Origin of the sequence: Serratia sp. CY43202 (genome assembly GCF_052168755.1) — a bacterium.
GTDB lineage: Bacteria > Pseudomonadota > Gammaproteobacteria > Enterobacterales > Enterobacteriaceae > Serratia > Serratia bockelmannii.
In genome coordinates, this window is record NZ_JBJNMB010000005.1 from 199,239 (window position 1) to 225,398 (window position 26,160).

Below are 26,160 nucleotides of genomic sequence, written 5' to 3' on the forward strand. Positions count from 1 at the left end.
GCACGTCATCGACGTTTTTCAAGAAAATCCACGAGAAAATGAGAGGCAGCACAATAATAGCCGATGATTACCCGGATATTTATATTCACTACGTTTAGTTTTCGTTTACATTTATGCCGCCGGGGCGAATTAAGCCGTGCGGGTCATGATCCAACGCTGGTTCCCCACCCATTGCAGGTGGAAATCCACTTCATAGATCTGCGACAACAGTGCGGGCACCATCACCTCACGGGTGATGCCCTGCGCGACCAACTGCCCAGCGTGCAACAACCAAACCCGATCGGCCTGCTGCAGGGTATGATTCAGATCGTGCGCACACACTAGCGCGCTGCGCCCACTTTGGCAAAATTCGCGCAGCAGGCGATCCAGCGCAACCTTTTGCGCCACATCCAGGCTATTGGTCGGTTCATCCAGCAACAACAATCGGCTATGCGGGTTGACGCTGGGCCACACCTGCAGCAATACCGCCGCCAGTCGCACCCGTTGCCATTCTCCGCCGGAAAGCTGCGCCAGCATGCGTGACAGTTTATCCACCAGCTTCAACCGCTGGCACAGATAGAGGATGGCTTGCTCCACCTCGGTTTGCGCCGCGCCGGCAGGCCGGTGCAACGCCAAATACTGAAACACCGGCATGAGCGACACCGGCGGCTGTTGCTGGCTGAGATAACCGCGTCGGTGCGCCAGCTCGTCGCCCGAATAACCGGACAGCGCGCGTCCGTCCAGGCAGACTTCGCCCTGCCCCGGCAGCATGCCCGCCGCCCGGGCCAGCAAGGTGCTCTTCCCTGCGCCATTTGGGCCGATCAGGTGAACCTGCAACCCGCCGTCAATCTGTGCCGTAAAAGGCGCCAGGCGCCCCGCCACCCCAACCTCAACGAGTTGCAGCATCCGTATTATCCCGCCAGCGCTTGTTTCACCGCCGCCACCAGCGCCGGATCCTCTGGCGTGGTGTCAGGCGAGAAGCGCTGGATCACCGTGCCGTCGCGTGCGATAAGGAATTTCTCGAAGTTCCACAGAATATCGCCGGTGTGCTTCGGCGCACGCCCTTTGCTGGTCATCCGCGCCAGGAACTCGCTGCCTTCCGGGGCGACAGCTTCCGGCTGGGCGGCAATCAACGCCTGATACAGCGGATGACGGCCTTCGCCGTTCACCTCAATCTTGGCGAACATCGGGAATTGCACGCCGAAGGTTCCGCGGCAAAACGCCAGGATCTCTTCGTTGCTGCCCGGCTCCTGACCCAGAAATTCATTGGACGGGAACCCCAGAACTTCCAGCCCCCGATCGCGATAGGTTTCGTACAGCGCTTCCAGCCCTTCGTACTGCTTGGTCAGGCCGCACTCCGAGGCTACGTTGACCACCAGCAGCACCTTGTCCTGATAGCTCCCCAGCGTGGTGGCCTGATTCTCGATAGTCTGTAACGGCAGATTGTAGATTGGCTTACTCATCGGTTGTCATCCTTTGGTTTTTTAATGGCAGGTGAATAAAGAAAACTACCTTACGCCCTTTGTCCGGGTCAGTAACCAGATAAATAGCGGCGCCCCCAGCGTGGCGGTCACCACGCCGATCGGCAGCTCGGCCGCCAGCAGCGCAACGCGGGCCACCACATCGGCCACCAGCAACACGCCGGCCCCCGCCAGCGCGCAGGCCGGCAACAGATAGCGCTGGTCAGTCAGGCCCGTAAGCCGCAAAATATGCGGGATCACCAGGCCGACGAAGCCGATCACCCCGGCCAGCGCCACGCTGACACCGACCAGCCAGCCGATCGCCAGCACCAGCAGATTGCGCCACAGATGCAGCGACAGCCCGAGCTGTCGCGCCTGCACCTCGCCCAGCGCCATCAGATTGAGCACCCGCCCCTGGCCACACAGCCACAGCAACACCGGCAGCAGCGCCAGCACCAGCCACTTTTGGCGCCAGTCTACGCCACCGAAGCCGCCCATCATCCAGTACATCAGCTGCCGCAGATCGAGACTGGTACTGAAATAAACTGCCCAGGTCATCAGCGCGCTACACACGATGCCCAGCGCCACGCCGACCAGCAACAACCGCGCATTGGTCAAGCGTCGCCGGCGAGCAAAGCCCAACAGCAAGAAAGTCATCGCCAGCGCACCGACTATCGCGGCGGCGCTCAACAGCGCCACCGGCAACAAACCGTGCCCCAACAACACCGTCAGCACCAGCGCGACACCGGCGCCGTTAGCGACGCCCAGCAGACCGGGCTCCGCCAGCGGGTTTTCAAACAGCGCCTGCATCACCGCGCCCGCCACCGCCAGGGCAGCGCCGACCAGCATCACCGCCAGCGCGCGCGGCAAGCGCAGTTGCCAAACGAACAGTTGCGCCCGTTCGCTGAACCATTCTGACGGCCATATCCATTGGTCGCCGGCGCAAAGGCTGAACAGTAAAGCCACCGCCACGCCCAGCGCCAACAGACTGACCTGGCGTTTATCGCAGTAACGTTGATGTTGCAACAGTAAGGTGAAGGTACGGCTGGTTGGCATGGCGCGGCGATTCCCTGCCGGCCGCTGTCGTGGCCGGATAATTGACGTCTGAGTCGAATATTAGGGGGTTAACGCCGCAAGGGGAAGCCTTGCGTAGGCGATGGCGCAGGAAAGCAGCAGCTGGTCCTGCCCGTCATCGCAACGATGATGGCAAAACCAGCCGCCGATAAACTCAGGGATTAACGATGCGGGCCGGCGTTGCCCGGTGGATAAGGCTGACCGCGGGCGTCATCACGGCGGTCATGGTCACCACGATCGTCATGACGGCGGTCGTGGTCGCGATTATCGCGATCGCCGTGGAACGGATTGCCGCTGCGTGCCGGCTGGCGATGTTCATAGCCACGCGGCGGCGAAGGTTGCCAGCGTCCGCCGTCCCAGTACAGACCGCGCGCATTGCGCTCCCCCAGACCTCGGCCCTGGTGCGCATGCCACCACTGCGGTGGGCGCCAGTCGTAGCCATCCCAGTAGTAGCCGCGGCGGTCCTGATCCCCCAGGTGCAGAGAAACGCCCGGCACGTTGATATCGACGGACACATCGGCCTGCGCCGCCAGCGGCAGCGACAGCGGGATACACACCAGCAACAGGATTTTTTTCATTTTACCTTCTCACTCTATTTTTCTTGCTGCAGTGGTTATATCAGCGCATTTATTTAACGACTATCTCATCGATACCTATTTTCAGATCGTTTTCGACGGCCTTACACAATCCCTACACTGTTTGCCGCCGCCTTTAATTATCATAGCCACTGACAAGGCTTAACGAATTGCTGACATCGCTTAAGCGACGCGACAATTATAATTAACCGGATTCCCATCGGAGGATAATAAAATGATTAAACGTATAGGTAGGTTGTTAGCCGTTGTAGCCTTGGCCTCAAGCCTCAGCGCCTGCTGCTGGGGCCCTCACTGGGGCGGCGGCCACCGCGGCGATGGCCCTGGCCATTATTACGGCCGTTACTGAGGAGAGAAAATAGATTCACTCATCAACAATAATAAGATATAAGAATATTCCGCAACTGAGGTTAAATTAATCCCTCCATACCGACTTAACGAACAAATTTAATAGTCGCCTTGATAATTAGGAATAAACTGAATTTTGTCCCAGAAAAGAAAAAGGCCGCGCAAGCGGCCTTTTTTGATGTCACGTCACTCACCCTTTCGGGCTGGCGTTTTCTACCCGGCTTTTCAGCTTCTGCCCCGGACGGAAGGTCACCACGCGGCGCGCCGTAATCGGAATGTCTTCGCCGGTCTTCGGGTTACGCCCCGGACGTTGGTTCTTGTCACGCAGATCAAAGTTGCCAAAACCCGACAGTTTTACCTGTTCGCCATTCTCAAGGGCCCGGCGGACCTCTTCAAAGAACAGTTCCACCAGGTCTTTGGCGTCCCGTTTGCTAAGCCCAAGCTTCTCAAACAGGTGTTCTGACATTTCAGCTTTAGTAAGCGCCATAGGTTCAATCCCTCAAGGATGCTTGGAATCGCTGTTTTAGAGCCTCTACGCATTTTGCAACGGTAGCGGCTATCTCCTCTTCTTCCAGTGTACGAGCGGTATCCTGCAATACCAGACTGATAGCCAGGCTCTTGTCACCTTCTGCCACGCCCTTGCCACGGTACACGTCAAACAAGTTTACGCCAACTACCTGATTTGCGCCAACTTTCTTACACTCGGCCAAAATATCTTCTGCTGGGACGTTTTCAGCCACCACAACAGCGATATCACGGCGGTTTGCCGGGAAGCGCGAAATCTCCCGCGCCTGAGGCACGGCGCGGCTCGCAAGCTTGTTCCACTCCAGTTCAAACACCACGGTGCGGCCGTTAAGATCCAGTTTACGTTCAAGTTCCGGGTGAACCACACCGATGAAACCAACGCGTTCGCCGTGCAAATAAATCGCCGCACTTTGCCCTGGATGCAGGGCCGGATTGGCTTCCGCCCGGAACTGAATTTCGGATAATTTACCGGTCAGCTCGAGGACAGACTCCAGATCCCCTTTTAAATCATAGAAGTCGACGGGCTTGCGCGCCAGATCCCAATGTTCATCGTGCGTATGGCCGGCGATCACGCCTGCCAGCATGACGTCCTGACGGATACCCAGATTTGCCGCACTATCAGGCACAAAGCGCAGGCCGCTTTCGAACAGGCGCAGACGCGTCTGCTGGCGGTTCTGGTTGTACACTACCGCGGACAGCAGGCCGGTCCACAGCGACAGGCGCATGGCCGACATTTCGACCGAAATCGGGCTCGGCAGGATCAGCGCTTCTTCATTCGGATGCAGCAACGCCTGCACTTTCGGATCGACGAAGCTATAGGTGATCGCTTCCTGATAACCGTGATCGACCAGCATGGTCTTCACGCGCTTGAGCGTCAGATCGGCTTCGCGATGCTGGGTCATCACCAGATCGGCACGCACCGGCACATCCGGGATGTTGTCGTAGCCGTAAACACGCGCCACTTCTTCCACCAGATCCTCTTCGATCTCCATATCAAAACGCCAGCTCGGCGCGATCGCTTGCCAGCTGTCGCCCTGCTCGGTCACCTGGCAACCCAGGCGGCGCAGAATGTCGCTGACCTGCTCGCTCGGCACCACGTGGCCGATCAGGCGATCCAACTTCTCGCGGCGCAGCGTGATGGTGGCGCGCTTCGGCAGTTCGTTTTCATCGGTCACGTCAATAATCGGACCGGCCTGGCCGCCACAGATGTCGAGCAGCAGGCGCGTGGCGCGCTCCATCGCTTTGTACTGCAGCGCCGGATCGACACCGCGCTCATAGCGATGAGAAGCATCGGTGTGCAGGCCGTGACGGCGCGCGCGACCGGTGATCGATAGCGGACTGAAGAAAGCGCACTCCAGCAGCACGTCCTGGGTTTCCCCGTTGACGCCGGAATGCTCGCCACCGAAGATGCCGCCCATCGCCAACGCTTTTTGATGATCGGCGATCACTAAGGTGTCGGCGTTCAGTTTGGCTTCGTTACCGTCCAGCAGCGTCAAGGTTTCCCCTTCTTCCGCCATGCGCACCACGATGCCGCCGTCGATGCGGCTCAGATCGAAGGCGTGCATCGGCTGGCCAAGTTCCAACAGCACATAGTTGGTGACGTCGACGACGGCATCGATAGAACGGATACCGCAACGACGCAGTTTTTCACGCATCCACAGCGGGCTTGGCGCCTTGACGTCGATGCCTTTCACCACGCGGCCCAGATAACGCGGGCACGCCTGCGGCGCGTCAACGCGGATCGGCAGCGTGGCGTCGATAGTGGCAGCCACCGGGCTCATATCCGGCTCGGTCAGCGCAACCTGGTTCAGTACGCCCACGTCACGCGCAACGCCGATGATGCCCAGGCAGTCGGCGCGGTTCGGCGTGACGCTGATCTCGATGGTGTTGTCGTTCAGTTTCAGATAGTCGCGGATGTCGGTGCCGATCGGCGCATCCAGCGGCAGCTCAATGATGCCGTCATGATCGTCGGAAATGCCCAGCTCGGAGAATGAGCACAGCATGCCTTCCGAAGGCTCGCCGCGCAGCTTGGCGGCCTTGATTTTGAAGTCGCCCGGCAGCACCGCGCCCACGGTGGCGACCGCCACTTTCAGGCCGGTGCGGCAGTTCGGCGCGCCGCAGACGATGTCGAGCAGGCGATCGCCGCCTACGTTAACCTTGGTGACGCGCAGTTTGTCGGCGTTCGGGTGTTGGCCGCACTCGACCACTTCGCCCACCACAACGCCGTTAAACGCGCCGGCAACCGGATCCACGCCGTCCACTTCCAAACCGGCCATGGTGATTTGATCGGATAATGCTTCGCTGCTGATGGCCGGGTTTACCCACTCGCGCAACCAGAGTTCACTGAATTTCATGTGATATTCCCGCCTTACTTAAACTGTTTGAGGAAACGCAGATCGTTTTCGAAGAATGCGCGCAGGTCGGTGACGCCGTAACGCAGCATCGTCAGGCGCTCCATGCCCATACCGAAGGCGAAGCCGGAGTAAACTTCCGGATCGATGCCCACGTTGCGCAGCACGTTCGGATGCACCATGCCGCAGCCCAGCACTTCCAGCCATTTGCCGTTCTTGCCCATCACGTCCACTTCAGCGGACGGTTCGGTGAACGGGAAGTAGGACGGACGGAAACGAACCTGCAGGTCTTCTTCAAAGAAGTTATTCAGGAAATCGTGCAGCGTGCCCTTCAGGTTGGTGAAGCTGATGTCTTTATCGACGATCAGCCCTTCCATCTGGTGGAACATCGGGGTGTGAGTCTGATCGTAGTCGTTACGATAAACGCGGCCCGGCGCAATGATGCGGATCGGCGGCTGCTGGTTCTTCATGGTGCGGATCTGCACGCCGGAGGTCTGAGTGCGCAGCAGGCGCGTGGCGTCGAACCAGAAGGTATCGTGGTCGGCGCGCGCCGGGTGATGCCCTGGAATATTCAGCGCGTCGAAGTTATGGTAATCGTCTTCAATCTCCGGGCCGGTAGCGACGGAGAAGCCCAGCTCGCCGAAGAAGGTTTCGATGCGGTCGATGGTGCGGGTCACCGGGTGCAGGCCGCCGTTTTCCATGCGACGGCCCGGCAGAGAGACGTCGATGGTTTCAGCCGCCAGGCGCGCGTTCAGCGCGGCGCTTTCCAGCGCGTTCTTGCGCGCATTCAGGGCGTCTTGCACCTCTTGCTTGGCCTGGTTGATCACCGCGCCGGCCGCCGGGCGGTCTTCCGCCGGTACGTCGCGCAGAGACTGCATCTGCAAGGTGAAATGACCTTTCTTGCCAAAATATTCGACGCGCACCAAATCTAACGCGGCAACATCCTGGGCATCTTCTACGGCTGCCTTGGCATTGGCAACCAGCTCTGCGAGATGTGGCATTGCTTTCCTCTTCCTCTGGCCGGGATGGCCCTAAGTAATTGTTATCTATTATTCGAACACGCCTTTGAGCAATCTTCAAAGACTTTTCAATGCGTTGTCGGCCGGATGGCTCACCTGCGCGGCACAGGGCCGGCTGAGTACCCGCCGTTCTCACCGCAACGCTTTGCAAGGCGAGCCGATGGCCAAAAACAAAAAAGCCTCCACGAGGGAGGCTTAGGCGCTACTTTTCGTTTCTTTTCTTACGCGCAAAGCCTCCTGAAGTCAGGCGCTAAAGTAAAAAAAGAAACGAAAAATAGCTGCGTGCATGATTGCGGTACCTTGTCGATGATTGACCACCAGTGATATAGCGGCGGGCAATGAAAGTCAATATTTGTCGCTGAAAACAAAGATTAAAAGAGGGAGCAAGCTCCCTCTTCTACTGACTTACGCCAGAGCTGCTTTCGCTTTCTCAACCAGTGCGCCGAAGGCCACTTTGTCGAAGACTGCGATGTCAGCCAGGATCTTACGGTCAATTTCGATCGACGCTTTTTTCAAGCCGTTGATGAACTTGCTGTAAGACAGACCGTTCTGACGAGCAGCTGCGTTGATACGTGCAATCCACAGCTGACGGAACTGACGCTTACGTTGACGACGGTCACGGTAAGCATACTGGCCTGCTTTGATTACTGCCTGGAAGGCAACACGATATACGCGCGAACGGGCACCGTAGTAACCTTTCGCCTGCTTCATAATTTTCTTGTGACGTGCGCGTGCAATTACACCACGTTTTACGCGAGCCATATGCTCTCTCCTAAAGTCTTATTCTAAATTCAAAAAAAATGGCTTATGCGTACGGCAGGCACGCGGTAACCAGGACCAGATCGTTTTTAGACACCATGCCTTTCGGACGCAGGTGACGTTTACGCTTGGTTGCTTTTTTGGTCAGAATATGACGCAGGTTGGCATGTTTACGCTTAAAACCACCGCTGCCGGTTTTTTTGAAGCGCTTGGCTGCACCACGTACAGTTTTAATCTTTGGCATTTTAATTAAATCCACTTCGCATTGTTAAACAACGAATCAGTTGGGCGAATAAAACCCACACAGCGCAAGCGCCGCGCGGGTTCCATTACTTGTAAGCCTTACTGTTTCTTCTTAGGAGCGAGCACCATAATCATCTGGCGGCCTTCGATCTTCGTAGGGAAGGATTCGACCACTGCCAGATCCATATCTTCACACAGGTCTTTACGGACGCGGTTAAGCACTTCCATACCGATCTGCTGGTGCGCCATCTCACGCCCACGGAAACGCAGGGTGATTTTGGCTTTATCGCCATCTTCCAGAAAGCGAATCAGGTTGCGTAGTTTGACCTGATAGTCGCCATCATCGGTGCCAGGACGGAATTTGATTTCCTTAACCTGGATAACTTTTTGCTTCTTCTTCTGTTCTTTCGTCGACTTGCTCTTCTCGTAGAGGAATTTGCCGTAATCCATGATTCGGCAAACTGGCGGTTCGGCATTTGGGCTGATTTCTACTAAATCAACGCCCGCTTCCTCAGCTTTTTCAAGAGCTTCATTCAGACTGACAATACCAATCTGCTCGCCATCGACGCCGGTTAGGCGAACTTCTTGCGCGCGAATTTCTCTGTTAATGCGATTAGGACGCGCCGGTTGAACTCGTTTTCCGCCTTTAATACTTTATTCCTCCAGTTGATGAAGACTACGGCTGCGAATCTCTTTCAGCAGCTTGTCTACGACTTCGTTTACGTCCAGGCTTCCCAAGTCTTTGCCACGGCGGGTACGAACGGCAACTTTGCCTGCTTCGACCTCTTTGTCACCGCACACCAACATGTAAGGGACTCGACGTAAAGTATGTTCGCGAATTTTAAAGCCAATCTTCTCATTTCTCAAGTCCGCTTTCACGCGAATACCTGCATCCTGCAGTTTTTTGGTCAATTGCTGGACGTAATCAGACTGGCTATCGGTGATATTCATCACCACCACCTGCACCGGAGCGATCCAGGTCGGGTAGAACCCGGCATATTCTTCGGTAAGGATACCGATGAAGCGTTCCATGGAGCCCAAAATGGCGCGGTGAATCATTACCGGCACGACGCGATCGTTGTTTTCGCCAACGTACGATGCGCCCAAACGGCCCGGCAAGAAGAAATCGAGCTGCACGGTACCACATTGCCATGCGCGATCCAAACAATCATGCAGGGTAAATTCAATTTTCGGTCCGTAGAAGGCGCCCTCACCCGGCTGATATTCAAACGGAATGCCGTTCTCGGTCAGCGCGGCGGCCAGGTCTTCTTCCGCACGGGTCCACATGTCGTCGGTGCCGATGCGTTTTTCCGGACGCGTGGACAGCTTGACGGCGATCTTGTCGAAGCCGAAAGTGCCGTACACGTCATACACCATGCGGATACATTCGTTCACTTCGGCGCGCACCTGCTCTTCGGTACAGAAGATGTGGGCGTCATCCTGCGTGAAGCCGCGCACGCGCATCAGGCCGTGCAGGGAACCCGAAGGCTCGTTGCGGTGGCAACTGCCGAATTCACCCATGCGCAGCGGCAAATCACGGTACGACTTCAGGCCCTGGTTGAAGATCTGCACGTGACCCGGGCAGTTCATCGGCTTGATGCAGTATTCGCGGTTTTCCGACGCGGTGGTGAACATGGCGTCTTTGTAGTTTTCCCAGTGGCCGGTTTTTTCCCACAGCACGCGGTCCATCATGAACGGACCTTTCACTTCCTGGTACTGATACTCTTTGAGCTTCATGCGCACGAAGGCTTCCAGCTCGCGGAAGATAGTCCAACCGTCGTTGTGCCAGAACACCATACCCGGCGCTTCTTCCTGCATGTGATACAGGTCGAGCTGTTTGCCGATCTTGCGGTGATCGCGCTTGGCCGCTTCTTCCAGGCGTTGCAGGTAGGCGTTCAGCTGCTTCTTGTCTGCCCAGGCGGTACCGTAGATACGCTGCAGCATTTTGTTTTTGCTGTCGCCGCGCCAGTAAGCGCCGGAGGTTTTCTGCAGTTTGAAATGGTGGCAGAAACGCATGTTCGGCACGTGCGGGCCGCGGCACATGTCGACGTATTCTTCGTGGTGATACAGACCCGGACGATCGTCATGGCTGATGTTCTCATCCAGGATCGCCACTTTATAGATTTCGCCGCGCTCAGCGAAGGTGTCACGGGCTTCTTGCCAGCTGACCTTCTTCTTGATGACGTCGTAATCCTTATCGGCCAACTCGTGCATCCGCTTTTCCAGCAGATCCAGGTCTTCCTGCGTCAGGGTCCGGTCGATGTCCACGTCATAATAAAAACCGTTGTCGATCACCGGACCGATCGCCATTTTGGTATCCGGCCACAGCTGCTTGATCGCATGACCCAGCAGGTGCGCGCAGGAGTGGCGCATGATTTCCAGACCGTCTTCATCTTTGATGGTGATGATGGCCAACTGCGCATCCGATTCGATCAGATCGCCGGCGTCAACCAGCTCGCCGTTGACGCGGCCGGCGATACAGGCTTTCGCCAGGCCAGGGCCGATATCGCGCGCGACATCCATCGGGGAAACGGGGTGGTCGAAATGACGCTGACTTCCGTCAGGAAGGGTAATAACAGGCATTAATAATTCCTTATCTACAGTGGTGACCCACACGACAGATCACATGCAGTACGAAAATTGGATTTTGGGTTTGGTCAGCCAGGTTTCAGATCTCGCCCACAATTGCCAGATTGAAACCTCACTGGGTATACAGAATGGAACGCATACCTTCTCAGCCGCATTCGGCTAAGCGAATAGTATCACTAAAATTGTTCCGGATAAATAAAGTGCCACCGCCCTCACACTTTCGCCTCATTCGATGCCAAAACGCCTTTCAGATAGCTGAGGGTAGCCAACAGACACAGGCCGTAGCCCAACAGTTCGCACCCCTCTTCCACCATGTTTTTCACCACTCGGTTGTAGCCGTCCAGCATCAGCGTTTGCCACAGCGCGCTCATGCCGAACAGGCGTGAAAACACCAGAATGCACAGCAGGCCGGCGCACATCATGCCGTAGCCGGGATGCGTCACGAAATAGACCAGACCGCGCACCGTGGCCGCAATATGCCGTGCCGCATGCCACAGGCAGGCCAAGGCGACCGCCAGTGCGAACCACACCCAGGCGCCATGCCACAACGCATCGAACGCGAAGTCCATCTCGCGGATCAGCATGCAGAGAAAGAAGCCGCCAACCAGCAGCCAGGCGGAACGCCGTTCAGCCTGTCGCCGGGCCGCGGCGAAAAAACCGCCGGAGATGGCGAGCAGCAACAGTTCCTGTGCCGCTTCGGTCAGCGAGGTTTCATGAACGAAGTTATGCAGCCAGTGCACATCGATAAACACCAGGCCGACCAATGCAGCCATGAAGGCGGCGGAAAGCGCGAATGCGCCGATTTTCCCCAGTAAAAGATGCAGTTCTTGTTTCATAATCACACTCATTATTATTTACAGCGCATCTATGGTATCCACCTGTTCTCAGGGATCGTGGCAATTGGTGCCTAATGCCCTGAGCCACGCGAAAGGTGGTCGTTAATTACGCCGAAACAATAAAAAACCCCGGCACCTGGGCCGGGGTGAGGCCAGTCTTTCCTGGCAGTCACTTCATCGTCGTCAAGATTCCTGGCTCTCATCCCTCTATCATCGAGACGCGCAAAGGAACCTGAAGATTACGCCTGCGCAGGTGATACCGCGATACGGCGAACATTGGTGTTAACGCCCCACAAGCCGGCCAACGCACTGACCACTGCGCCAATCAACAGCGCAAAGAATGACCATAATGCGGCCCGCGACAATTCGTCTGCAGCAGCGGCAGCCTGTTCGCGCGCCTTCTGTTTCAGCTCCACATACTCCTGTTTTGCCTGATTGATTTTTGCTTCGGCGTCATCCAAACGCTGATTAACCAGCTGCGCAGTTTTATTTTTGGCTTCGACCAAATTCTTCACCGTCTGGTCCACTTCCTGCGGCGTCATATCGGTATTTTCTGCCAAGGCCTTTTTCAGGGCGTCTTGATCCACATCTTGCGAGATGGCCTCACCCTGTTTTTTAAGCTTGGCGACCAGTTGATTAATAATGGCGTCGCTATTGTCAGGCTGAAGTGCCAGGGCTTTTACTGCGTCCGCCAAATCAGTTTTGGCCGCATTCAACTGCTGTTGCATGAATTCAGGCTGCAATGACGGGATACCGCTTTTTTTAAGCGCCGTAACCACATCGCCTTGCAGCTGTTCAGGTTCCAAGGTTGTGTCAATGCCCAACTTGTCAAACACTTTACCGCCGGCGTCCGCCAATCCGGATGCCCCTTTGCCAATCGCTGAACCGGCGCCGGAGAGCAAGCTGCCGGAGGTCGAAGCGATAGCGCCCAGCGCATTGCCGGTCGCCTTCACTGCAGACCCGACCAGCATCCCACCCAGTACCGCAGCCACAATCAGTGACGTAGCCCAGACCAGGAAGCCATGAATAAGTCCGTCATTAGCAGCCAAACGCCCAGCAATAAAAGCGCCGGCGGCCAAACTAATAATGATTGAAACAGCGGACCAAATCACTACGGTGGTACCGGCGCCGTTTATCGGATCGTCTGATGTCGGATCCACGATGGAGAATCCAAGACTGGTGCCTAACGTCGACAGCAGCAGTGAAACAGCCAATACGGTGATCACGCCGCCGATGACGCTGCCCCAGGAGATTTTTTTCGCCGCTACCCATTCTTTTGCCACTTCCATAGTAAAACTCCTTTTAAGTTTTCGATTATAAAGAAATGCCAGAAAGCCTTACCATTATAGACTCGCTTCATCAATCAGGCGGTTAAAGGGTGAAAACAGTTAAAAATAATTAATGATAATAACATCAAGAGTGCGTCTACTCTCAGCGGCGATACGCTGACAGACCGTCTTAGCATCACTATTCTTACGCTATCCACCAGTGAACAGGGCCTTAGCGCACAACATGAACCGGTTACTCGCAGCCCTCATCGTGGCGTGCGCGGCATTGGCGACGTTATATGGGCTGGTGCATTTTGGCGCACGTTCGGTGCCGCGCGCGATCGCGGTCAACGAAGCGCCGCTGGGGTGTGAGGATGAACCTGAGCTCGCCGGCGAGTGCGGCGATGACGATGAGTCTCCCGCCGACCAATTTCGCCGGCCGGCGGCACTGAACGCCCGGGCCGACGGTTAATTAACGTTACGAGCTATCCCCATTGCCGCCAGGCGTACGGCAGGCTAGGCTGTTCAGCTCATGGGCCGCCGTTTGGCGGCTTGAACGTTGCACAGGGAGTCTATTTTATGACGGGTATTTTGCAGTTATTCCAGGCCATCGGACTGGGTTTGGTGCTGCTGTTGCCGCTGGCCAACCCGCTGACCACGGTGGCGTTGCTGCTCGGGTTGTCCGGCAATATGACGCGCGAAGAGCGTAATCAGCAGTCGCTGATGGCCTCGGTTTATGTGTTCTGCATCATGACGGTGGCGTTTTACGCCGGGCAGGTGGTGATGAACACCTTCGGCATTTCGATCCCCGGCCTGCGCATCGCCGGCGGCCTGATCGTCGCCTTCATCGGTTTTCGCATGCTGTTCCCGCAGCAGAGCCCCGAAGACGCGCCGGAGGTGGAGAGCAAGTCGCACGAGCTGCGCCACAAGACGTCGGCCAACATCGCCTTCGTGCCGCTGGCCATGCCGAGCACCGCCGGGCCGGGCACCATCGCGATGATCATCAGCTCGGCATCGAGCGTCAAAGCGAACTCGCTGGGCTTTGAACCCTGGGTGTTGGCCGTGGCGCCGGTCGCCATCTTCCTGACGGTCGCGGTGATCCTGTGGGCCTGCCTGCTCAGTTCCGGCGCCATCATGCGGTTGGTGGGGAAAAGCGGCATCGAGGCGATCTCGCGCCTGATGGGGTTCCTGCTGGTGTGCATGGGCGTTCAGTTCATCATCAACGGCGTGCTGGAGATCATCTCCACCTATACACCGACCGCCTGATCATACAAAACGGGCGCGACATCGCGCCCGTTGCCGTTATTTCCCCGCCGGCGCCTGCGCGCCCAAAATGCCTTTGCCTTCCGGCACTTCGGTAAAGCGACTGAGGATCTCGCTGTAGGTCTTGGCCGGATCCAAATCCGGGAACTGCGCCGGATAGATAAACTTCGCCAGATACTCCAGCCCGACGATGTTGTACGGGTGGTTGTAGAAGTTATGGTAGATGCCGTAGAACCGCCCTTCCTTCACCGCCGACACCTGTGAGAACCCTGGGCGCTGCTTCATGCGGTTGAAGGCCTCATCCACCTGCTGCTGCGTCACGCCATAGCCGAACGGCACCGCGGCATTGGTCTTGCTGGCCCACTGCGAGCCGGAAACGATATACGCATCCGGTTTCATACTGATCACTTTTTCCAGCGCCACGTCGCCGGTCGCACCCGGCAGCAGCGCAGAACCGATGTTACGCGCGCCGACCGCTTCGACCAACGCGCCCCAGCCGACGTGCGCATGGGTGAAGCAGCAGGATTCCAGGCCATTCAGACCGGCCTTGGCTTCGAAGAACACCAACGGTTTGGGTGCCACCGCCTGCGTTTTGGCCAGAATGGCCTGATAATGCTGCTGATAATAATCGGTATATTGCTTGGCTTCGCTTTCACGGTTGAGGGTTTCCCCCAACAGCGTCACGCTTTTCGGCGTGTTTTCCACCGGCTTGAGCATGGTATCGATAAACAGCACCGGCACGTTCAGCGCCTTCAGCTTATCCAGCACGCCGGTTTGGCTCAGCGAAGGCTTGGAGCGCAGCTGGGCGATCATCAGATCGGGGCGCTTGGCGATCACGCTCTCCAGATTCACTTCGCCTTTATCGCTGAATCCCATGTCGATGATGTTTTTCGCCGCCGGCCATTTGCTCTGCAAGATATCCCAGGTCGCCGCGTCGCTTTTCTTCAGCAGGTTATTCCAGGCCACCAGCCGGCCGAACGGGTTGGCGCGATCGAGCAGCGCCAGCGTGAGAATGTCGCGCCCGTCCTGCACCACGATGCGTTTCGGCTCCTGCTGGAGGGTAACCGTCTGGCCGGAGGTGTCGGTCAGGGTCAACGGATAGGTAGTGGCCATCGCCGGAGAGGCGAGCAAGGCGGCGCAAACCAGCGCCGGCAAAGTGATTCGACGGTGCACGAAAAACTCCTTGGTCATGAATACATTCAGGAAATACTAATGAGAATGGCTTGCATTATCAAAGATAACGCCCGGCATGTCGGCGATTAATTGCAAAGGGATGTGTAAAGGAAGGATAAGAGGCGCACCGGAGCCGGCGCGCCCAAGGGATCACATCAGGCCGTAGATCAGCGCCGACAGCGCAATCAGGCCCATCACCAGCACGAAGACGTTGCTCGCCGCGCGGTACTGGCGCATGGCCGGCACCGCACGCACGGCGTACATCGGCAGGATAAACAGGATCGCCGCAATCAGCGGGCCGCTGATGGTTTCGATGATGTGCAGCGCGCTGGGGTTCCACACCGTCGCCGCCCAGGTGAGCAGGAACAGTGCCACCGCCGAGATGCGGTGCGTCATGCGCGAGGTGAGCGGCTTGCCGACCGCGCGCGTGACGCCGTCGATCAGGCTGGTCGCCCCTTCCGTCACCCCCAGCGAGGTGCCGAGATAGGATTTAGCCATTGCCAGCATTGCCATCACCGGGCCGAGATAGGCGATCAGCGGGTTGGAAAACTTGTTGGCCAGCGTGGTCAGCACCGTGATGTTCTGATCTTTCGCCTGCTGCATGTCTTCATGGGACAGGCTCAGCACGCAGCTGAACACGAAAAACAGCACGGTAACGCAGATCAGCACATAGCTGTAGCGCATGATGCGCGCGCAGCGGCGCTCCGCCTTGTCGCCATACAGGCTCTTCTGGGTCGAGGCGAAGGAGGAGATGATCGGCGCATGGCTGAAGGAAAACACCATCACCGGCACCGCCAGCCACAGTGAATGCCACAGCCCCGGCGTGTCGAAGCGGGTGGTGGCCAGGCCGTGCACGAAGTTGGCGGTATTCCAGCTCGGCATCAGGTACAGCGAAATACCCATCAGGAACACCAGCAGCGGGAACACCAGCATGCCCATCGCCGCCACGATGCTGTCTTTGCCACGCAGCAGCACCAGATTGAGCACTACGACCACCGCCAGACTCAGCCAGATACGCGGCAGCGGCGCCACGTGGAACTGGTGGATCAGGAAGCTGTCCAGCGCGTTGGTGATCGAAATGCTGTACACCAGCACGATCGGGAAGAACGCCATCAGATACAGCATCATGATGATTTTTCCGGCCAGCACGCCGAAGTGTTCCACCACCACATCGTGAATATTGCCGTCGCGGCTGGAGCCAGAAAGCACGAAGCGGCTGAGCGCGCGGTGCGGCAAATAGGTCAACGGGAAAGCGAACAGCGCCATCAACAGCAGCACCAGCGGGCCGTTCAAACCGGCGTTGATCGGCAAGAACAATGTGCCGGCGCCCACCGCGGTGGCATAGAGACCGAACATCCAGACGGTGTCGGTTTTGTTCCATTTGGCAGGCTGAGCGGCCGTCAGCGTGCCTGAATCGGGAGAAATCGTACTCATGAGACAGTCTACCTTAATCTGCAGCGCCAACGATTGCGCCTAACGGGATATCCTTCTCCGCGAATTTTTTAATAGTAATCAGTGAATTAAAGCGATATTTCATACTTACGCCTGATGAAAGGACGGCAAAGGATAATGAAAAATCCGCTGCGGGTCTATGTTTTATCGGCTGAACGGATGATTTGCGAACAGAAAATGCTGAAAAAACCGGCACGGGCAGGAAAAACTAAGGGCTCCTTGCGGAGCCCTTAAGCGGTTTACTTCTTCGCGTCCGGATGGTCCGGCACCTCGGCGCTGCCCATCTCCTTCTCGTCGCGGATCATCGAGCGGTCTTTACGCACGTCGGCCACGTCGGAGGCGCTCACCGGTTTGGCGCTGTTGCCCCAGCTGGTACGGATGAAGTTCACCACGTCCGCCACCTGCTGATCGTTCAGACGCCAGCCAAACGGCGGCATGGTGATGTTGGACACCGCGCCCTGCACCGCCGGCGTGGTGTTACCGGTCAGCACGATGTGGATCAGCGAGGTCGCGTCCTCGGTCTGCACCACCGGGTTGCCCTTCAGCGACGGGAAGGCGCGCTTATAGCCCACGCCGTCGGTGCGGTGGCAGGCCGCGCAGTTATCGACATACAGCGCCGCGCCGGGCTTGCTGTCGTCACCGCGCCACAGATCCTTGGCCACGCTGTCTTTGACCGGTGCCGCCTGCTGCTTGCCGTCTTTCGGCGGCAGCGATTTCAGGTAGCGTGCGATGGCGGTCAGATCGTCGTCGCTCAGGTATTGCAGGCTGTGCTCCACCACGTCGCTCATGCCGCCAAACACGATCGCCTTGTCGTTACGGCCGGTTTTCAGGAACTCGGTCAGCTCGGCTTCGCTCCAGCTGCCCAGGCCATCCTTACGGTCGCTGCGCAAGCTGGAAGCCACCCAGCCGTCGATCGGCGCGTTGCTGCCGGACAGGTAGTCGTCGCTTTCGCTGTTGCTCAGCGCTTTTTCCTGCATGGTGATGCTGCGCGGGGTATGGCAGGCACCGCAGTGGCCCAGGCCTTCCACCAGGTAGCGGCCGCGCTCAATCACCGGATCGGCCTTGGCGTCAGCGACGAAATCCGCCGGCGACGGCGCGAACATGCCGCGCCAGATGCTCAGCGGCCAGCGCATCGACAGCGGCCACGGGATGTCGGAGTCCTTGTTGGCCTGCTCCACCGGCTGCACGCCGTGCATGAAATAGGCATACATGGCGCGCATGTCGTCCTCTTTCACCAGCGCGAACGACGGGTACGGCATCGCCGGGTACAGGGTGCTGCCGTTTTTGGCTACGCCCTTACGCACCGCGTTGTCGAAATCCTCGAAGCTGTAATCGCCGATGCCGGTTTTCTTGTCCGGCGTGATGTTGGTGGAGTAAATGGTGCCGATCGGCGTCTCCATCGCCAGACCGCCGGCGAAGGTTTTGCCGCTCTTGCCGTCGGTGTGGCAAGCCACGCAGTCGCCGGCGCGCGCCAGGTATTCACCGCGCTTGATCAGCTCGCTGCTGACGGTGGCGTCCTGCGCCCAAACGGAAAAACTCACTGCACTGAGAACCAGTGCCGGTACAAATGCTTTCATCGTTCGCCGTCCTTATGCCTGCACCAATGGGCCTGGGTTTTTCAGATACTGCTCGCGAATGGCGCGGGCAGACCAGTAAGCCAGCGCCGCCACGGTGCCGGTCGGGTTGTAGCCCAGCCCTTGCGGGAAGGCCGATGCGCCGATCGAGAACACGTTGTGCACGTCCCAGCTCTGCAGATAGCGGTTGACCGCGCTGGTCTTCGGATCTTCCCCCATTACCGCGCCGCCGTTCATATGGGTGGTCTGGTAGCTGGTGGTGTCGAAGTGGCTGTTGGCGTTTTTCGGGCTGCCGGCGATCAGTTTCGGGTTCATCGCCTTGGCGATCGGCGCCATCTTGTCGTACATGAACTGCGCCATCTTGATGTCGTTTTCCTGCCAGTCGAACGTCATGCGCAGCAGCGGCTGGCCAAAGACGTTCTTGTAGTTGGGATCGAGATCCAGATAGTTGTTGCGGTACGACTGGTGCGCGCCGTGGGCGTCCATCGAAACGTGGTGGGTGTAGGCATCCGCCACCGCCGCTTTCCATTTGCTGCCCCAGGCCGGGGTGCCCGGAGGCGTCGGCAGGCCGGAGATCGGCTTGGTGCCCGCCTGGTTGACCCAGAACGGCGAACCGCCGACGAAGCCTTCTTTGGCGTGGTCGAAGTTATCGGCGTTGAAGTCGTCCACGCCCACGCCGTTGCCGCCGGCGCCGATGAACGGGTTGGTGAACACGTCTTTATCGAAGAACGCCTTGATGGTGGTCATGTTCTGGTAGGCGAAGTTGCGCCCGACCACGCCTTCGCCGGTCACCGGATCGTAAGGCTTGCCGATGCCGGACAGCAGCATCAGGTGCACGTTGTGGAACTGGAACGCGCCCAGGATCACCAGATCGGCCGGCTGTTCAATCTCGCGGCCCTGCGCATCGACGTAGTTCACGCCGGTGGCGCGGGATTTGTCGTCGGTCAGGTTGACCTTCAGCACGTTGGCGTTGGTGCGCAGCTCGAAACGTTTCTCCATGCGCAGCGCCGGCAAGATGTTGACGTTCGGCGAGGCCTTGGAATACATGTAGCAGGCGTAGCCGCTGCAGAAACCGCAGAAGTTGCACGGGCCCATCTGCGCGCCGTACGGGTTGGTGTAAGAGTCCGAGGTGTTGGCGGACGGCAGGTTGTAAGGGTGATAACCCACCTCCAGCGCCGCTTTCTCGAACAGCTGGGCGGAGTAGGTATTTTTCTGCGCCGGCAGCGGGAAGTCGCTGGAACGATCCGCCGCAAAGCGGTTGCCGCCCTTCTGCGCCACTTTCTGCCCTTTGATGGTCCAGGCGGTGCCGGAGGTGCCGAACACTTTCTCCGCTTTATCGAAGAACGGTTCCAGCTCGTCGTAGGTCACGCCGAAGTCCTGGATGGTCATGTCCTTCGGAATGAAGTTTTTGCCGTAGCGCTCTTCATAGTGGCTGCGCATGCGCAGTTCGATCGGATCGACGCGAAAATGCACGCCCGACCAGTGCAGGCCGGCACCGCCAACGCCGGTGCCCGGCAGGAACGCCGCCAGCTGGCGGTAAGGCACCGCGGTCTGGCTGCTGTTGTGGCGAATGGTGACGGTGCTTTTCGACAGATCCTGGAACAGTTTGCGGCGGATGTTATAGGTCAGCTCGTCGATCACCTGCGGATAAGAACCGTCCGGATAGGTGTCGCGCATCGGGCCACGCTCCAACGCCACCACGTTGAGGCCGGCCTCGGTCAGCTCTTTGGCCATGATCGCGCCCACCCAGCCGAAACCGACGATCACCGCATCTACTTTTTTCATTACCGTTGCCATGATCAGCCCCTCTCCCCACGAATCGAGACCGGCGGGAAGGGATAACGCTCCCCTCGCTCAACCCAGTCCATAAAATCGGCGCGCGCGCCCGGAAAATTAATCAGCTTCCAGCCCACCATGTCTTTGTTGCCGCCATGGATAGGATCGCTGAAGAAACCTTCGCGGGTGTTTTGCAACAGATAGGAGAAGAACAGTTTCGACGGCAGCTGCTGGAACTCCGCCTCGCCGGACTCGAACTTTTGCAGCATGGCGTCTTGCTGTGCGCCATCCAGTTCGGCGAAGGGCTTGCCGGCGGTTTTCTTGCTGTAGGCGTCGGCGTCACTGATGCCGAGGTTGTAGATTTGCTTGGGCACCAGCGGCAGCTGATAACCCATCTCCTTCGGCACATCGGGGTTGAATGGCCCCTGCATGTACCAGATGGAGCCGGTGGCGTATGGGGTATTCATCTGGCGATCGATAAACTCCGGCACGCCGGCTTCCAGTGCGCCAGGGCCGCGTTCGTCGGCCGGGATCAGGCGCGCGACGGCGGCCCTGATGAAGGCCCACTCTTCCGGGGTGAAAAAGGTCGGTTGGTAATCGTTCTGCGTTGAAGTGTTCGGGGCCGCGACCGCTGGTGCCGGTGCCGTCAGCGCGCCAACGCCACTGCCACCAATTACCGCCGCAGGAATTAAGGTCATCGATTTCAACAAGAAATCGCGCCGCGAATTGTTGGTTTTATGATTCGACATGTCACATTCCATCCAAAGATAGTCACAACTATTTAACCGCAACCTTGCGATCGATACGGGTTTTTAAAATAATTTGTTACTTATTTGTCTATTTATTGAAGGTCAGAATGCGAGCAAATGCAAAAATGTTACCGGTAACTTATTGAATGAACGTAAAGATTTATCTGCTAACGTAAATTTAACTTTTTGTGCGGTTTTTCTGATAACCGGCGAGGAAATAACGAAAAATGAGAGGTGCGTCGTGCTCTTAAGCGGCGCCATAAACAAAATCGGCCGCGTTCAGCGGCCGATTCGACAAAAGAGAGGGTTACTGCGACATCGCCTGGTAGGCGGTGGTCACCTTCCACAAATAGCGCGGCGCCTGCGGTGCCGGGTGCTTTTTCTGGATGTGCTGATAAAACTCGTCCGGACTCATCTGATTGATGCGATTCACCGCCACACGCTTGTCCGAGGAGAAGGTGCGTAACATGGCACCCGCCCCGTTCACGTACGAAACGATGGTGGCATAACGCAGAGTCTGAGGGTTGTTGATCCCGGCTAGCTGCTGGCTTTGAAGAATATTGATATAGGCCGTTCCCAGATCAATATTGACCGCCGGATCCTTCAGCTCACGCGAGCTGGGTTGCCCGTTTCGTCCTTTCATGCGATAGGCGTCGCGGCCGGCGGTAGAAGCCTTAAGCTGCATCAATCCCACTGCGTTCGAGGTGCTGACCACGTTCGGGTTAAACCCGGACTCCACCTGAATAATCGCTTTAATCAGCGTTTCGTCAACGCCGTAGTTGCTGGCGGCCTGACGAATGTAATCGTTATAAGCAACCGGGGTGCCTGTGCGGTTTACCGGTGCCTGCGGAGGGGGTTTTAACCAACCGCCGCGCGTTGTGCCACTGCCTGAAATATTGCTTGCCGTTTGTGGGTCTTTGGCGCACCCCGACAAAAGCAAAATTGCCGTAAGGCAACCTATTTTTGTTTTCACAGAATCCCTCACTCCTTTCAATGAGTTGCGTAGCATATACAACTTGTAAGGACACCTGCAGTAATTTTTTGGGCTAATCTCAAGCTATCCATATACCAAGAGGTGATTTATGAGTCAATCTGCAACAAACTGCTTTGTGGTGACTTTTCGCTATCAGGAAGCGGGATTAACCGACCTGGCGAAGCTGACCGGGCAATTGACGCGCGAAGGTTTTGTCACGTCGGTGACAGACGAAAATGGCGTTCACCATGAGCTCGGCAGCAACAGTTTCGCGTTCATAACCGTGCTGGATCAAGAGGATGTACTGCGCCTGGCGCAGGGGTTCGGGCAGTTGGCATTGGGAAAACAGCCGGAGGTGACGATATGCGCCTGTGAGGACTACCTTCAGCGGTTACATACTGATACATAAAATGCTATAACTCCCCGGACGGTATTATTTTTTCAGTTGGAGAAATACCCCGCCGGCGGTGGGCAAGTGACGCTTGACTTCGCTTCAATTGATATTGATAATCATTTTCATTTGAACCAGGAGACGTCATCATGCCATTGATAAGTTGCGCTTTTCGTCGCAGTCGCCCTTCCCGCGCTGCCGCACTGTTACGCCCTTTCACGCTCGCCTGCCTGCTGCTCGGCACCGCCTTGGTCAGTCAACACGCGCTGGCGGATAAAAAGCTGCGCGTGGTGACGACCTTTACCATCATTCAGGACATTGCCCAGAACGTGGCCGGTGACGCCGCCGTGGTGGAATCCATCACCAAGCCGGGCGCCGAGATCCACGACTATCAACCGACTCCGCGCGACATCGTCAAAGCGCAGCACGCCGACCTGATCCTGTGGAACGGCATGAACCTGGAACGTTGGTTCCAGCGCTTCTTCGAAAACATCAAACAGGTGCCGGCGGCGGTTGTGACCGAAGGCATCACTCCGCTGCCGATCCGCGAAGGGCCGTATAACGGCAACCCGAACCCGCATGCCTGGATGTCGCCAAGCAACGCGCTGGTGTACATCGAGAACATTCGCAAAGCCCTGGTGGAGCACGATCCGGCACATGCGGAAACCTATAACCGCAACGCCAAAGCCTACGCAGAGAAAATCGGCGCACTGGACGCCCCACTGCGCGAACGCCTGGCGCGCATTCCGACCGCACAGCGTTGGCTGGTGACCAGCGAAGGCGCTTTCAGCTACCTGGCGCAGGACTATCAGCTGAAAGAAGTCTATCTGTGGCCGATCAACGCCGATGAGCAAGGTTCGCCGCAGCAGGTGCGCCGGGTAATCGACGCGGTGCGCGCCCACCATATTCCGGTGGTGTTCAGCGAAAGCACCATTTCCGACAAGCCGGCCAAGCAGGTAGCGAAAGAAACCGGCGCCAAATACGGCGGCGTGCTGTACGTGGATTCGCTGTCCACCCGCGACGGCCCGGTGCCGACCTATATCGACCTGCTTAACACCACCGTGCAAACCATCGCCAAAGGATTCGATCAATGACCCATGAACCGTTTGTCCGCCCTGAATTGAACGTGGACGACGTCACCGTGACCTACAACAACGGACACACCGCCATTCACAACGCCAGCTTTACCCTGAGCGGCGGTTCGATCTGCGCACTGGTCGGCGTCAACGGCAGCGGTAAATCGACGTTGTTCAAAAGCATCATGGGCCTGGTCAGGCCCACCAGCGGCCGGGTGTCGCTCAGCGACAAACCGGTAGCGGACGCGCTGAAAAAGAACCTGATCGCCTACGTGCCGCAGACCGAGGACGTCGACTGGAACTTCCCGGTGCTGGTGGAAGACGTGGTGATGATGGGCCGCTACGGCAAGATGAATTTCCTGCGCATTCCGTCGCGAGAGGACCGGTTGCGGGTTGACAAGGCGCTGGAGCGGGTCGGCCTCAGCGAGCTGCGCGGTCGGCAGATCGGCGAGCTGTCCGGCGGCCAGAAAAAGCGCGTGTTTCTGGCGCGCGCGCTGGCGCAACAGGGCACCGTGCTGCTGCTGGATGAACCGTTCACCGGCGTGGATGTGAAAACCGAGAATGCCATTATCGAGCTGCTGCGCGCATTGCGCGACGAGGGGCATCTGATCCTGGTCTCCACCCACAACCTCGGCAGCGTGCCGGAGTTTTGCGATCGGGTGATCCTCATCAACCGCACGGTGCTGGCCGCCGGCCCAACCGAAACCACCTTCACGCAGAGCAACCTGGAGCAGGCATTCGGCGGCGTGCTGCGCCATATCAACCTCTCAGGCCCGGACCTGCACGACGACAACGATCCGCGCACCGTTACGGTGTTGACCGACGATGAGCGCCCGGCGGTGTTCTACGGCCACACCAAGAGCGATCCGCCGGCCAACAGCCAGGCCAGGGAGAAACAATCCTGATGCTGGACCTTCTGCTGCAACCTTTCAGTTATAACTACATGGTGAAAGCCATCTGGGTCAGCGCCATCGTCGGCGCCGCCTGCGCGTTCCTGTCCGCCTATCTGATGCTGAAGGGATGGTCGTTGATGGGCGATGCGCTGTCGCACTCGGTGGTGCCCGGCGTGGCCGGCGCCTACGCCCTCGGCCTGCCCTACGCCGCCGGCGCCTTCTTTACCGGCATGCTGGCGGCGCTGGCGATGACGCTGGTGCGCCACATCACCCGCCTGCGCGAAGACGCCATCATCGGCTTCATCTTCTCCACCTTCTTCGCCGTCGGCCTGCTGATCGTGTCGCTCAACCCCACCTCGGTCAACGTACAGTCGATCATCTTCGGCAATATCCTCGGCATCGCCGACGAAGACGTGCTGCAGGTGGAAATCATCATCGGCGTTTCGCTGCTGATCCTGTGTCTGGTGTGGAAAGACCTGCTGGCGGTGTTCTTCGACGAAAGCCACGCGGTATCGATCGGCCTGTCGCCGCTGAAGCTGAAGATCCTGTTCTTCACCCTGCTCAGCGCCTGCACCGTCGCCGCGCTGCAAACCGTCGGCGCCATTTTGGTGATCGCCATGGTGATCACGCCGGGCGCCACCGCCTATCTGCTGACCGACCGCTTCAGCCGGCTGGTGATCATCGCCATCATCATCGGCGCATTGACCAGCGGCATCGGCGCCTACCTGAGTTTCTTCCTCGATGGCGCCACCGGCGGGGTGATCGTCACCCTGCAAACGCTGGTGTTCCTGGCGGCGTTCTTCTTCGCGCCGAAACACGGCCTGCTGGCGTCCCGGCGCCGTGTGGCGCATTCGCAAACCGGAGGCCGCTGATGGACACCCTGTATCAACTGCTCAGCGAACCCTTCGCCTACCCGTTCATGCAGCGGGCGATCGTCGCCGCCATCGTCACCGGCGTAGTGTGCGCCGTGCTCTCCTGCTATCTGGTGCTCAAAGGCTGGTCGCTGATGGGCGACGCCATCTCGCACGCGGTACTGCCCGGCATCGTGGTGGCGTTCGTGGTCGGCATCCCGCTGGCGATCGGCGCCTTCCTCTCCGGCATCTTTTGCGCGGTGGCCACCGGCTACCTGAAAGAGAACAGCCGGGTGAAAGAAGACACGGTGATGGGCATCGTCTTTTCCGGCATGTTCGCCTTCGGCCTGGTGCTGTTCTCGCGCATCGACACCGACCAACACCTAAGCCACATTCTGTTCGGCAACATGCTGGGCATCACCGACGGCGAGCTCAAGCAAACCCTGCTGATTGCCGGCATCACCCTGGCGGTGGTGTTGCTCAAGCGCAAAGACTTCATGCTGTACTGTTTCGACCCGCACCACGCCCGGGTGATTGGCCTGCCGGTCAAGCTGCTGCACTACGGGCTGCTTTGCCTGCTGGCGATGACCATCGTCGCCTCGCTGCAGGCCGTGGGGGTGATCCTGGTGATCGCCATGCTGATCGCCCCCGGCATCATCGCCTTTATGCTGTGCCGCCGGTTTGATCGCATGCTGATGGTGGCAACGGTGGTGTCGGTGTTCTCTTGCGTGCTCGGCACCCTGATCAGCTTCCACATCGACGGCGCCACCGGGCCCTGTATCGTCATCGTGCAGGCCGTGCTGTTCGTTGTCGCCTTGTTGTACAGCAAGCTGCGCCCGTTACAGGGTAACCAAAACGCCCCGATGGGCAGTTAAACGCCCCTCTGATGCGGCGGTGTGCCCGCCGCATCCTATTCCTCCGCTGGCTTATCCGTTGTCATCAAGT

27 protein-coding genes and 1 other annotated feature are annotated in these 26,160 nt (G+C 58.1%); of the genes, 7 read left to right on the top strand and 20 right to left on the bottom strand.

What is annotated here, in order from left to right; translation table 11 throughout:
* Positions 1 to 129: 129 nt before the first annotated feature.
* The 14 genes from btuD to ACJ8J5_RS12395 all read right to left on the bottom strand — a co-directional run bounded on the left by btuD (position 130) and on the right by ACJ8J5_RS12395 (position 13,065).
* Positions 130 to 885: a vitamin B12 ABC transporter ATP-binding protein BtuD gene (btuD, locus tag ACJ8J5_RS12330; protein WP_049205168.1), complete on the bottom strand. Its 756-nt coding sequence runs from the start codon at positions 883 to 885 to the stop codon at positions 130 to 132.
* 5 nt (positions 886 to 890) lie between these two features.
* A complete protein-coding gene (locus ACJ8J5_RS12335; protein WP_025302621.1) occupies positions 891 to 1,442 on the bottom strand; it encodes a glutathione peroxidase in 552 nt (183 codons plus the stop codon).
* Between the two features lie 45 nt (positions 1,443 to 1,487).
* Entirely contained in the window at positions 1,488 to 2,495 is a 1,008-nt protein-coding gene (btuC, locus tag ACJ8J5_RS12340; protein ID WP_060432948.1) for a vitamin B12 ABC transporter permease BtuC, read from the bottom strand.
* A 179-nt stretch (positions 2,496 to 2,674) separates the two neighbouring features.
* Positions 2,675 to 3,091, bottom strand: coding sequence for a DUF2502 domain-containing protein (locus ACJ8J5_RS12345; RefSeq protein ID WP_197826565.1), 417 nt, complete (start codon positions 3,089 to 3,091; stop codon positions 2,675 to 2,677).
* Between the two features lie 553 nt (positions 3,092 to 3,644).
* Positions 3,645 to 3,941: an integration host factor subunit alpha gene (gene ihfA, locus ACJ8J5_RS12350; RefSeq protein WP_004931414.1), complete on the bottom strand. Its 297-nt coding sequence runs from the start codon at positions 3,939 to 3,941 to the stop codon at positions 3,645 to 3,647.
* Between the two features lie 4 nt (positions 3,942 to 3,945).
* Positions 3,946 to 6,333, bottom strand: a complete 2,388-nt coding sequence (gene pheT, locus ACJ8J5_RS12355) for a phenylalanine--tRNA ligase subunit beta (protein ID WP_049205172.1) — start codon at positions 6,331 to 6,333, stop codon at positions 3,946 to 3,948.
* Positions 6,334 to 6,347: 14 nt separating this feature from the next.
* Positions 6,348 to 7,331, bottom strand: a complete 984-nt coding sequence (gene pheS / locus ACJ8J5_RS12360) for a phenylalanine--tRNA ligase subunit alpha (RefSeq protein WP_004931416.1) — start codon at positions 7,329 to 7,331, stop codon at positions 6,348 to 6,350.
* A gap of 187 nt (positions 7,332 to 7,518) precedes the next feature.
* Positions 7,519 to 7,641, bottom strand: a sequence feature (Phe leader region).
* Positions 7,593 to 7,637, bottom strand: a complete 45-nt coding sequence (pheM, locus tag ACJ8J5_RS12365) for a pheST operon leader peptide PheM (protein ID WP_121626058.1) — start codon at positions 7,635 to 7,637, stop codon at positions 7,593 to 7,595. Its footprint overlaps the feature before it by 45 nt.
* A gap of 113 nt (positions 7,642 to 7,754) precedes the next feature.
* Positions 7,755 to 8,111 carry a 50S ribosomal protein L20 gene (gene rplT / locus ACJ8J5_RS12370; protein ID WP_004931417.1) on the bottom strand — a complete coding sequence of 119 codons (357 nt, stop codon included), beginning with the start codon at positions 8,109 to 8,111 and terminating at the stop codon, positions 7,755 to 7,757.
* 43 nt (positions 8,112 to 8,154) lie between these two features.
* Positions 8,155 to 8,352, bottom strand: coding sequence for a 50S ribosomal protein L35 (gene rpmI, locus ACJ8J5_RS12375; RefSeq protein ID WP_004931418.1), 198 nt, complete (start codon positions 8,350 to 8,352; stop codon positions 8,155 to 8,157).
* A 98-nt stretch (positions 8,353 to 8,450) separates the two neighbouring features.
* Positions 8,451 to 9,002: a translation initiation factor IF-3 gene (infC, locus tag ACJ8J5_RS12380; protein ID WP_048233542.1), complete on the bottom strand. Its 552-nt coding sequence runs from the start codon at positions 9,000 to 9,002 to the stop codon at positions 8,451 to 8,453.
* 3 nt (positions 9,003 to 9,005) lie between these two features.
* The gene (thrS, locus tag ACJ8J5_RS12385; RefSeq protein WP_025159696.1) at positions 9,006 to 10,934 is read right to left on the bottom strand and encodes a threonine--tRNA ligase; all 1,929 of its coding nucleotides are present in this window, start codon (positions 10,932 to 10,934) and stop codon (positions 9,006 to 9,008) included.
* Between the two features lie 218 nt (positions 10,935 to 11,152).
* A complete protein-coding gene (locus ACJ8J5_RS12390) occupies positions 11,153 to 11,776 on the bottom strand; it encodes a hypothetical protein (protein ID WP_261425730.1) in 624 nt (207 codons plus the stop codon).
* 239 nt (positions 11,777 to 12,015) lie between these two features.
* Entirely contained in the window at positions 12,016 to 13,065 is a 1,050-nt protein-coding gene (locus ACJ8J5_RS12395) for a YrzE family protein (protein ID WP_033642876.1), read from the bottom strand.
* A gap of 223 nt (positions 13,066 to 13,288) precedes the next feature.
* On the opposite strand from ACJ8J5_RS12395, the gene ACJ8J5_RS12400 reads away from it, so the two are divergent.
* Positions 13,289 to 13,516 (top strand): hypothetical protein, encoded by a 228-nt coding sequence (locus ACJ8J5_RS12400; RefSeq protein ID WP_065424057.1) that lies wholly within the window; start codon positions 13,289 to 13,291, stop codon positions 13,514 to 13,516.
* 107 nt (positions 13,517 to 13,623) lie between these two features.
* A complete protein-coding gene (locus ACJ8J5_RS12405) occupies positions 13,624 to 14,310 on the top strand; it encodes a MarC family NAAT transporter (protein ID WP_025302613.1) in 687 nt (228 codons plus the stop codon).
* Positions 14,311 to 14,346: 36 nt separating this feature from the next.
* Here the strand turns inward: ACJ8J5_RS12405 and ACJ8J5_RS12410 are convergent, their stop codons facing one another.
* The 6 genes from ACJ8J5_RS12410 to ACJ8J5_RS12435 form a co-directional block, all read right to left on the bottom strand.
* Positions 14,347 to 15,480 carry an ABC transporter substrate-binding protein gene (locus ACJ8J5_RS12410; protein ID WP_414104670.1) on the bottom strand — a complete coding sequence of 378 codons (1,134 nt, stop codon included), beginning with the start codon at positions 15,478 to 15,480 and terminating at the stop codon, positions 14,347 to 14,349.
* Between the two features lie 150 nt (positions 15,481 to 15,630).
* On the bottom strand, positions 15,631 to 16,914 hold the full coding sequence (locus ACJ8J5_RS12415) for an HAAAP family serine/threonine permease (RefSeq protein ID WP_414104671.1): 1,284 nt from the start codon (positions 16,912 to 16,914) through the stop codon (positions 15,631 to 15,633).
* 257 nt (positions 16,915 to 17,171) lie between these two features.
* Positions 17,172 to 18,509, bottom strand: a complete 1,338-nt coding sequence (locus ACJ8J5_RS12420) for a c-type cytochrome (protein WP_414104672.1) — start codon at positions 18,507 to 18,509, stop codon at positions 17,172 to 17,174.
* Between the two features lie 12 nt (positions 18,510 to 18,521).
* The gene (locus ACJ8J5_RS12425) at positions 18,522 to 20,303 is read right to left on the bottom strand and encodes a GMC family oxidoreductase (protein WP_025302609.1); all 1,782 of its coding nucleotides are present in this window, start codon (positions 20,301 to 20,303) and stop codon (positions 18,522 to 18,524) included.
* 2 nt (positions 20,304 to 20,305) lie between these two features.
* Positions 20,306 to 21,031 carry a gluconate 2-dehydrogenase subunit 3 family protein gene (locus ACJ8J5_RS12430; RefSeq protein ID WP_025302608.1) on the bottom strand — a complete coding sequence of 242 codons (726 nt, stop codon included), beginning with the start codon at positions 21,029 to 21,031 and terminating at the stop codon, positions 20,306 to 20,308.
* A gap of 307 nt (positions 21,032 to 21,338) precedes the next feature.
* On the bottom strand, positions 21,339 to 22,004 hold the full coding sequence (locus tag ACJ8J5_RS12435) for a transglycosylase SLT domain-containing protein (protein WP_025302607.1): 666 nt from the start codon (positions 22,002 to 22,004) through the stop codon (positions 21,339 to 21,341).
* 109 nt (positions 22,005 to 22,113) lie between these two features.
* Here ACJ8J5_RS12435 and ghoS point away from each other — a divergent pair, with 109 nt between their 5' ends.
* The 5 genes from ghoS to ACJ8J5_RS12460 all read left to right on the top strand — a co-directional run bounded on the left by ghoS (position 22,114) and on the right by ACJ8J5_RS12460 (position 26,090).
* Positions 22,114 to 22,413, top strand: coding sequence for a type V toxin-antitoxin system endoribonuclease antitoxin GhoS (gene ghoS, locus ACJ8J5_RS12440; protein ID WP_025302606.1), 300 nt, complete (start codon positions 22,114 to 22,116; stop codon positions 22,411 to 22,413).
* A 131-nt stretch (positions 22,414 to 22,544) separates the two neighbouring features.
* Complete coding sequence (locus ACJ8J5_RS12445) at positions 22,545 to 23,489, top strand: metal ABC transporter substrate-binding protein (RefSeq protein ID WP_025302605.1); 945 nt, start codon at positions 22,545 to 22,547, stop codon at positions 23,487 to 23,489.
* Positions 23,486 to 24,376 carry a manganese/iron ABC transporter ATP-binding protein gene (locus tag ACJ8J5_RS12450; protein ID WP_043143367.1) on the top strand — a complete coding sequence of 297 codons (891 nt, stop codon included), beginning with the start codon at positions 23,486 to 23,488 and terminating at the stop codon, positions 24,374 to 24,376. Before ACJ8J5_RS12445 ends, ACJ8J5_RS12450 begins: the two co-directional genes overlap by 4 nt.
* Positions 24,376 to 25,236 (top strand): iron/manganese ABC transporter permease subunit YfeC, encoded by an 861-nt coding sequence (gene yfeC / locus ACJ8J5_RS12455; RefSeq protein WP_015377686.1) that lies wholly within the window; start codon positions 24,376 to 24,378, stop codon positions 25,234 to 25,236. Before ACJ8J5_RS12450 ends, yfeC begins: the two co-directional genes overlap by 1 nt.
* Positions 25,236 to 26,090, top strand: coding sequence for a metal ABC transporter permease (locus tag ACJ8J5_RS12460; RefSeq protein ID WP_025302603.1), 855 nt, complete (start codon positions 25,236 to 25,238; stop codon positions 26,088 to 26,090). The genes yfeC and ACJ8J5_RS12460 overlap by 1 nt, the downstream gene beginning before the upstream one ends.
* The last annotated feature ends 70 nt before the right edge of the window (positions 26,091 to 26,160 follow it).